Origin of the sequence: Mesorhizobium sp. M7A.F.Ca.MR.176.00.0.0 (genome assembly GCF_004023165.1) — a bacterium.
Classification (GTDB): domain Bacteria; phylum Pseudomonadota; class Alphaproteobacteria; order Rhizobiales; family Rhizobiaceae; genus Mesorhizobium.
In genome coordinates this window covers 21,164-28,949 of sequence record NZ_RZTC01000018.1, presented here as the reverse complement: position 1 = coordinate 28,949, position 7,786 = coordinate 21,164, and the positions used below count along the sequence as shown (strand labels likewise).

At 62.4% G+C, this 7,786-nt stretch carries 9 protein-coding genes and 1 pseudogene (1 of these 10 only partly in view); 5 read left to right on the top strand and 5 right to left on the bottom strand.

Going from position 1 to position 7,786, the window contains the following annotated elements; all coding sequences use genetic code 11:
- Nucleotides 1–364 (bottom strand): annotated as a pseudogene (locus EOB59_RS08845) (gamma-glutamylcyclotransferase); its annotated part reaches 363 nt to the left of the window's first position; the annotation flags it as partial.
- A gap of 109 nt (nt 365–473) precedes the next feature.
- Here EOB59_RS08845 and EOB59_RS08840 point away from each other — a divergent pair.
- The gene (locus EOB59_RS08840) at nt 474–1,181 is read left to right on the top strand and encodes an LssY C-terminal domain-containing protein (RefSeq protein WP_128288190.1); all 708 of its coding nucleotides are present in this window, start codon (nt 474–476) and stop codon (nt 1,179–1,181) included.
- 12 nt (nt 1,182–1,193) lie between these two features.
- Here the strand turns inward: EOB59_RS08840 and EOB59_RS08835 are convergent, their stop codons facing one another.
- Complete coding sequence (locus EOB59_RS08835) at nt 1,194–2,216, bottom strand: NAD(P)-dependent alcohol dehydrogenase (protein ID WP_128288189.1); 1,023 nt, start codon at nt 2,214–2,216, stop codon at nt 1,194–1,196.
- Between the two features lie 127 nt (nt 2,217–2,343).
- Between EOB59_RS08835 and EOB59_RS08830 the strand changes: the two genes are divergently transcribed.
- Together EOB59_RS08830 and EOB59_RS08825 are read left to right on the top strand one after the other, a co-directional pair.
- Nucleotides 2,344–3,258, top strand: coding sequence for a LysR family transcriptional regulator (locus EOB59_RS08830; RefSeq protein ID WP_127398337.1), 915 nt, complete (start codon nt 2,344–2,346; stop codon nt 3,256–3,258).
- Nucleotides 3,259–3,333: 75 nt separating this feature from the next.
- Nucleotides 3,334–4,644 (top strand): hemolysin family protein, encoded by a 1,311-nt coding sequence (locus tag EOB59_RS08825; RefSeq protein ID WP_128288188.1) that lies wholly within the window; start codon nt 3,334–3,336, stop codon nt 4,642–4,644.
- Nucleotides 4,645–4,671: 27 nt separating this feature from the next.
- Here EOB59_RS08825 and EOB59_RS08820 read toward each other — a convergent pair whose 3' ends face one another.
- Nucleotides 4,672–5,064, bottom strand: a complete 393-nt coding sequence (locus EOB59_RS08820) for a nuclear transport factor 2 family protein (RefSeq protein WP_127809565.1) — start codon at nt 5,062–5,064, stop codon at nt 4,672–4,674.
- 1 nt (nt 5,065) lies between these two features.
- Nucleotides 5,066–5,950, bottom strand: coding sequence for an NAD(P)-binding domain-containing protein (locus EOB59_RS08815; RefSeq protein WP_127398417.1), 885 nt, complete (start codon nt 5,948–5,950; stop codon nt 5,066–5,068).
- A 129-nt stretch (nt 5,951–6,079) separates the two neighbouring features.
- On the opposite strand from EOB59_RS08815, the gene EOB59_RS08810 reads away from it, so the two are divergent.
- Nucleotides 6,080–6,433, top strand: a complete 354-nt coding sequence (locus EOB59_RS08810; protein ID WP_127270482.1) for a winged helix-turn-helix transcriptional regulator — start codon at nt 6,080–6,082, stop codon at nt 6,431–6,433.
- A gap of 82 nt (nt 6,434–6,515) precedes the next feature.
- On the opposite strand, the gene EOB59_RS08805 is transcribed toward EOB59_RS08810, so the two are convergent.
- Nucleotides 6,516–6,770, bottom strand: a complete 255-nt coding sequence (locus EOB59_RS08805) for a DUF1127 domain-containing protein (protein WP_127398419.1) — start codon at nt 6,768–6,770, stop codon at nt 6,516–6,518.
- A 230-nt stretch (nt 6,771–7,000) separates the two neighbouring features.
- On the opposite strand from EOB59_RS08805, the gene EOB59_RS36090 reads away from it, so the two are divergent.
- On the top strand, nt 7,001–7,786 hold a 786-nt coding region (locus EOB59_RS36090), incomplete at its 3' end, for a winged helix-turn-helix domain-containing protein (RefSeq protein WP_245486575.1).

The following is a 7,786-nucleotide window of genomic DNA, read 5'->3' as shown; positions in this document are numbered from 1 at the left end:
GCCGATAGACGATGCCGTTGCAGCTGCCGCCTCGATCGAGCGCCAGCATCAGGGCCGGCAAATCGCGGGTTCCGCGCCAGCGGGTCAGTTTCAGGCAAAACGAGCGGTGCCATCCCGGCGCCGTGGCCGGGCGCTGCTCGACATGGGCGAATTCGGGGTTCCAGATCAACGACCCGTAGGCAAAGACCCAAAGCGTCTCGGGACGATGCTGCGATAGCAGCTTGTCGACCAGGCCATCGAACTCCGCATCGGTGTGCTCGCTGGTTCCGGGCTCTGGCCCGGGATCAGGCTCGACACGCTCAACTTGCGCGACAAGCTCGGCGGTCAACGCCATTGGCTTGCGGCCTGCCAGCTTCCGCTCCATTGCTGCCCCCGCGAGGAAACGATGCCCACGATAGACCGGCGGCGCGCTGCTGGCCATTGATTTCCAGGGTCCGTCAGGCAACAGATACCGCACGGATCGGGCGGCGTTCATGAGCCAGCGAAGTTTTCGGCGACGCGTTGCAATCTGGGTGGCGACCTTGCTGGCCGCCTATCTGGCGCTCGCCTATTTCGCCGCACCGGAATTCTGGACGTTCCGCGATCGCGGCTTTCGCAAGCACAGCTTCGAGATGGTGACGCACACGCCACAAGGCATTCCGGGCGATCCCATCAATGTCGGTCTTGTCGGTACGCGAAAGGAAGTAGTGCACGCCTTCGCCGTCGCCGGCTGGGACACCGCCGACGCCGTGACCCTGAAGACCGCGATCGAGATTGGTGAAAGCGTGCTGTTCGACCACCCCTACCCCGATGCGCCGGTCAGCAGGCTGCTGTTCGATGGCCGCGCCCAGGATCTCGCCTTCGAGAAGCCGGAGGGCCTCAGCGCCGACCGCCGGCATCATGTCCGCTTCTGGCAGACCGATGCAAGCGGCGACGATGGCCGGCCGCTGTGGCTGGGCTCGGCCAGCTTCGATCGCGGCGTCGGCCTCAGCCACGACACCGGCGCCGTCACCCACCATATCGGCCCCGACATCGACGCCGAGCGCGATTTCCTGATGCGCGACCTGGCCACCGCCGGCACGCTGATCTCGACCAGCGATATATCGGGCGTCGGCGCCACCAGTACGGGACGCAATGGCGGCGGCGATCCCTATTTCACGGATGGCGAGGCAATTGTCGGCGTGTTGAAGCAGTTGCCCTGACCATCGCAAAAGTCAGTTCGTGGTGATCACGATCTTGCCGAACGGCCCTTTCTCCAGATGCTGCAAGGCTTGCGGCACCTCGTCGAAGCCAAAGAGCTTGTCGATGACCGGCTTGATCGCCAGCGCCTCGATCGCCTGATTCATACGTTCGAAGGCGCGGCGATGGCCAACCGACAGGCCCTGCACGGTGATGCGGTTGCGCATGAAGGGCATGATAGGGAAGCTGAGCTCCATCGCGCCCAACAGGCCGATGATCGACAGCCGACCGTCGGCGGCAAGCGCATTCAGCGATCGCCGTGCATTATCGCCGCCGACCATTTCCAGCACGTGGTTGACGCCCAGCCCATTCGTCAGCTCACGCACGGCCTCATCCCAGGCCGGTTGCGTGCGGTAGTTGATCCCTTGCCAGGCGCCGAGCTTTCTCGCCCGCTCAAGCTTTTCATCGCTGCTTGAGGTGACGATGGCGCGCAGGCCGAACGCGGTGGCGAACTGCAGCGCAAACAGCGACACGCCGCCGGTGCCCTGGATCAGAATGGTCTGGCCCGGCACCGGTCTGGTCGCTTCCGCCATGGCGAACCAGGCTGTCAGCGCCGCGATCGGCAATGTCGCGGCCTCGATATCGCCGAGCGATGGCGGCGCCAGCACCGCGGCGTCCTCGCCGAAGATGACATGGTCGGAAAGCATTCCCGACAGCGACGAGCCCAGCGTGTGCTTATGCAGCACCGGCGGTGCGTCGCCATCCGGCCAATCGGCGATCACCTGGCCGAGCACGCGCTGGCCGACCTGAAAGCGGCTGACCGCACTGCCGACGGCCACCACTTCACCCACCGCGTCGGATGTCCGCACGAAGGGAAAGGCAAGGTCGGGGATCAGCACGCCGTCTACGATCATCTTATCCTTGTAGTTGAGCGACACGGCCTTGGTCCGCACCAGCAAATCGTGCGGCCCTGGCCCGGGCACCTTGCCTTCCACCTGGCTTAGCCTCGACAGGCCAAAACCGCTCATCTGCCAGGGGCTGTTGATTGGGGTGCTCATGTCGTGTCGCGCTCCGTGCGTTGATGCCAGGCGAGACATTTATGCCTTTCGACTATAGAAAATAGTGCTTCGGTGTGGTATAATTTGACACTGATTGCGGATCAAAAGTCGACAATAGGAAATCGCCATGGAAACGGCCGACCTGCAAGGCATCGTCGCGTTTGTACAGGCGGTGGAGGCCGGCAGCTTCACCAGAGCCGGCGAGCGGCTGCATGTGACGAAGTCGGCGATCGGCAAATCGATCGCGCAGCTGGAGCAGAGACTCGGCGTTCGCTTGCTGAACCGCACCACCCGCAGCCTCAGCCCGACCAGCGAAGGCGTCAGCTATTATGAAGCCTGCGTCCGGGCCCTTGCCGAGATCGAAGCCGCACAGTCGCTGCTTGCCTCGCGCCGTCAGGTCCCGTCTGGCCGGCTTCGGATCGACGTGCCGCTGGCCTTCGGCCGACGCTGCGTCGCGCCCGTGCTGTTCGAGATTTCGAGGAAATTTCCGGACCTGACGGTGGAAGTCTCCTTCAATGACCGCCGCGTCGACCTGATCGAGGAGGGCATCGACCTGGCGATCCGCATGGGCGAACTCGACGACAGCCTGTCGCTTGCGGCCAGGCGCCTCTACGCCCAGCGCTCGGCCATATGCGCGGCTCCCGACTATCTCGACAGGCATGGCCGGCCGCAATCGGTCGAGGATCTCGCCGATCACAGCGTCATTGGCTACGGTCGCGAGGGCATCGTCCGGCCCTGGGTGATCAGGCATTCCGACGGCCATCTCGCAACCTTCATGCCCAAGGCGCGACTCGTTCTCGGCCATGGCGAACCGATGCTGGATGCAGCGCTCGCCGGCTGCGGCATCGCCTTCCTGCCGACATGGCTGGCCGCCGACAGCCTCAAAAGCGGCGATCTCGAAATGGTGCTGTCGGACTGCCTGGTCGAGAACATCGTCGTGCATGCCGTCTGGCCGGTAACGCGCGCGCTCACGCCAAAGGTACGGGTTGTCGTCGACGCCCTCGTCGAACATTTTTCGACGCCGCCCTGGGATGCCGCGTGACCGAAATGCCGGTCATTTCTCAAAAATCACGTCGGACTATTTTCGAAGACCGCGCCGCAATGCTATTGACCGCTCATGTTATACGTAGAAATCGCTATCGTGGTCGTCCTCATCTGTGTGAACGGCCTTCTGTCGATGTCCGAACTTGCCATCGTCTCGTCGCGACCGGCCCGCCTGAAAGCGATGATCGACCGCGGCATCAATGGCGCCGGCCGCGCGCTCGAGTTGGGTTCCAATCCCGGCAAGTTCCTGTCCTCGGTGCAGATCGGCATCACCCTGGTCGGCGTCCTCTCCGGCGCCTTTTCCGGCGCCACGCTCGGCGAACGGCTGGCGCATTTCCTGGCCTCGACCGGCATCCGCGAGACCGTCGCCGATCCGCTCGGCGTCGGCATCGTCGTCGCCATCATCACCTATTTCTCGCTGATCGTCGGCGAACTGGTGCCAAAGCAGATCGCGTTGCGTGACCCCGAGCGGGTCGCCGCCAGGGTCGCTCCGGCAATGACCATCCTCGCCACCGTCTCGGCGCCGCTGGTCTTCCTGCTCGATTTCTCCGGCCGCACCATCCTGTGGCTGCTCGGCCAGCGCGGCGAAAGCGAGGAGAAGGTCACCGATGAGGAGATCAAGATGCTGGTCGCCGAGGCCGAGCATCACGGCACCATCGAATCCGACGAGCGGCGCATGATCGCCGGCGTCATGCGGCTTGGCGACCGCGCCGTGCGCGCGGTGATGACGCCGCGCACCGAAGTAGACTGGATCAATCTGCAATCCGACGAGGCGGCCATCCGCAAGCTGCTCATGGAAACCCAGCATTCGCGCCTGCCGGCAGGCGACGGCGGCGTCGACGTCATGGTCGGCGTCGTCCAGACGCGTGACGTGCTGGCCGCGTTGCTTGCCGGCCGCGTTCTCGACCCGCGCAGGCATGTGCGCGCAGCCCCCATCGTCTACGACCAGGCCGACGCGCTGGATGTGCTGCAGAAGCTGAAGGAATCCGACGTGCCGATGGCGCTGGTGCATGACGAATACGGCCATTTCGAAGGCATCGTCACCCCGGCCGACATTCTGGAAGCCATCACCGGCGTGTTCCGCGCCGACACCGACGCCGGCGATGAGGAAAACGCGGTCAAGCGCGAGGACGGCTCGTGGCTGCTCGCCGGCTACATGCAGGCCGACGAGATGGCCGACATTCTCGGCATCGACCTGCCGGAAAACCGCGATTACGAAACCGTCGCCGGTTATGTGCTGTCGCACATGCATCATCTGCCGGCGACCGGCGAATGCGTCGACGCGCAGGGCTGGCGCTTCGAGGTGGTCGATCTCGACGGCCGCCGCATCGACAAGCTGATCGCCACCCGCCTGCCCGGCGCCCACCGCGAGGCGGTGCGCTGACATGTTCGAATGTCAGCTCTTGACCGGTTAGCTGACGCCGCCCTCTGCCAGAGATCGAGCTGGTTTCAACAAACCGAAGAAGCCAATGATGCGCGTTATCCGTTTCTGCTCCTCATCCAGAAAAGCGATGTCCAGGCCCTCGGGCAAAGACGAACCGTCAGGCATCACAAACTTCCACGCGAAGCGCGCAACGCCGTGATGAACATCCACGTTGCTGGTCCGCAGAATGCATGCACCCGGATACTTGCTCTGAATTCCTGCAATGTGGGCTAGAAGTTCTTCGGCACCAACGGCGTGAACGGTTGGATCGGTATACGTCGCGCCATCGCTCAAGATCGATAACAGCGACGCCCGCCGCTTCTCGGCGTTTTCGGTGGACCACGATGCACAATACTTATCGATGAGATGCGTCAAAGGCATGCTACTTCCCTGTCGCCAGAAATTGCGAGAGCGCGGCGAAATCATCGTGCAGGTGGCCCGCCGCTATGGCCCGTTTGAATATCGCATCATAACCATCGACTATTGAACGGTCGATTTCGCGGAACTGCATCAACTCCAATAGATGCTGCATTGCGCCGTGGTGCGCCGAGATCGACGAGAGCGTTTCGTTATCGCTGGCAAATCGGCCAGCGCTCGTCCGCTTGATGAGGTCGGTCACCAGGCCGTCAATGACCGGTGCCGTCGCGGACCACTGCCGCGCCAGTTCACCGAGTTCGATCTCTTCGGCCTGCGACACGGCGATCGCATGGAGCGTCCCGAACAGAGCGCCCCACATGAGAGCCAGTAGTGCGCTATCGAGCCCGTTCGCACGCCCTGGTTCTTCGCCAACATGCTGAACATTGCCACCCAAAGCGCGAAACACATCGCGGTTCGTGTCGAAAGCCGCCCTTGGCCCGGCAAGCAGGATGGTTCCGGCGTCCGTGCCGATATAATCCGGCGTCGCCATGATCGCGCCATCAAGGTAGCTTGCGCCGTGCTCCCTATACCATTCAGCGGCTTCCCGTGCGCCATTTGGCGTCCCGGAAGTCAACTCCACGATCAGCTTGCCGCGAATGGCTGAGGCGATGGCGTCACTGTGGAGAAGCGCTTTTGTCGCCTCATAGTCGCTGACATTCACAATGATGATCTCGCCTGCGTTCACGGCTTCCTCCACGGAGGACGCGACGATTGCGCCCAGCCTGGCGAGTGGATCGGTCTTCTGTCTGGTTCTGTTCCAGACAGTCGTCGGATATCCAGACTGAAGCAGGCTGCCGGCGAGCGCCGAGCCCATACGGCCCGTTCCAATAACCGTGATTGAAAGCTTCATTCCACACTCCATATCAATTGGCGGCGTCAGACCGCGTTTTGCTGTGATCGTCTTGAGAGGTATGTCAAAACGAGCGGCGCGCGATACGCACCCGGGCGTAAGTGGTCACCAGAAGGTAAGGAACGCGCGATGAACAATTCCGCGGACAATGGCTTTGCAGCGGCCGTCAGGATGGTCGAAGGAAAGTGGAAAGTAGATATCCTTTGCGAGCTCGGAACGGCGTCGCGCAGATTTGGTCGATTGAAGCAGGCGCTCTCTGGCATCAGTGAAAAGATGCTGGCGCAACAATTGCGAGAACTGGAGGCGGACGGCCTTGTCGACCGCAAGGTCTTTTCCGTGGTTCCAGCGAAGGTAGTCTATTCGCTGACAGAACGCGGCGCGGCGCTCAACGCAGCAGCAGGTTCACTATGTCTGTGGGCCGAGCAATTCGGCCTGCCCGGCTGCACTCAGATTACCAATGGCGTACATATGGATGCCCTCTGATGCATATCGCCCAAAGCGACCTCGGTTTGGGCGCCCATCGCGAGGCGGTGCGCTGACGCCCGACGCAATTGCGGCATTCGCTCTATCGTTCCCAGAAGGGCTTGGCGATCTCTCCCTCGACCTGCTGTATCGTCAGGCCGATATCGTCGATCAGATGCGGATTGTCCTTCGACATCTGCCTGAGTTGCCAGCGAAAGCGTATCCGTTCGCGCCAGATCCGATCGTGCCAACTCGCTATGATGCTTCGCAGGGTCTTCAGGAGCCGGCGCGATGCCGGCCGCACGGGCGTTCCCGCTCGCGCTGCACAACGCTGGGCTGATGCAAGTGTATTGGTCATGGCAACCTCCATATGGTTTGAGGGCCTGGGGCTCTCGATGAGGTTGAATTCTGCGCGATACGGACGGCGCCGTAATTAAGCCCTCCCAAATAGTTCTCAAAACTTCCAAACGAGCTAGAGCAGTTCACCGGCTCACGGAACCGGCAAACTACTCTAACCCTTTGTTTTGACGCAATTCCGAACAGAAAACCGCTTCACACTTTTCCTGGAATTGCTCTATAGATGCGCCTATGCAGGGATCGCGTTTTGCCTTTGGTCCGTTCGTGCTTGATCCGGGTGCGGGAACGCTGCTTCGGAACGACGTCCCCGTTGCCGTTGGCTATCGCGGGCTGAGCCTGCTTGCAGCACTCGTCGGGCGGCCCGGTGAAATCTTGGGGAAGGCCGAGTTGATGGACGCTGCATGGCCGGGCACGGCCGTGGAGGAAGGCAACCTCACCGTCCAGATCGCGCAGTTGCGCAAGCTGCTTGGTCCTGTCGGCGAGAACGGCGAATGGATATCCACCGTTCCGCGCGTCGGCTACCGTTTCACGGGGGCCGTCGAACAGCTCGGCGAGGCCAAGCGAAAACCCTTGCCGCTGCCCGACAAACCATCGATAGCCGTGCTGCCCTTCGTCAATTTCAGCAACGATCCCGAGCAGGATTCCTTCGTGGACGGGTTGACCGAAGACCTCATCACCGACCTGTCCAGGATCTCCGGCCTGTTCGTCATCGCCCGCAACTCGACCTTTGCCTATAAGGGAAAAGCGATGGACGTGCGCGAGATCGCCGGGGATCTTGGCGTGCGCTACCTGCTGGAAGGCAGCGCACGACGCGCCGCGGGGCGCGTGCGCATCAACGCACAGCTGGTCGACGCGGTGAGCGGCGATCATCTGTGGGCGGAACGCTTCGATCGCGGCCTGGAGGATATCTTTGCCGTTCAGGACGAGGTGACGGCCAAGATCGTGGAAGCGCTGCTTGGCCGGCTGCGCGCGCCGCCGCCGCGCAACCGACCCAGCAATCTCGAGGCTTACGATCTC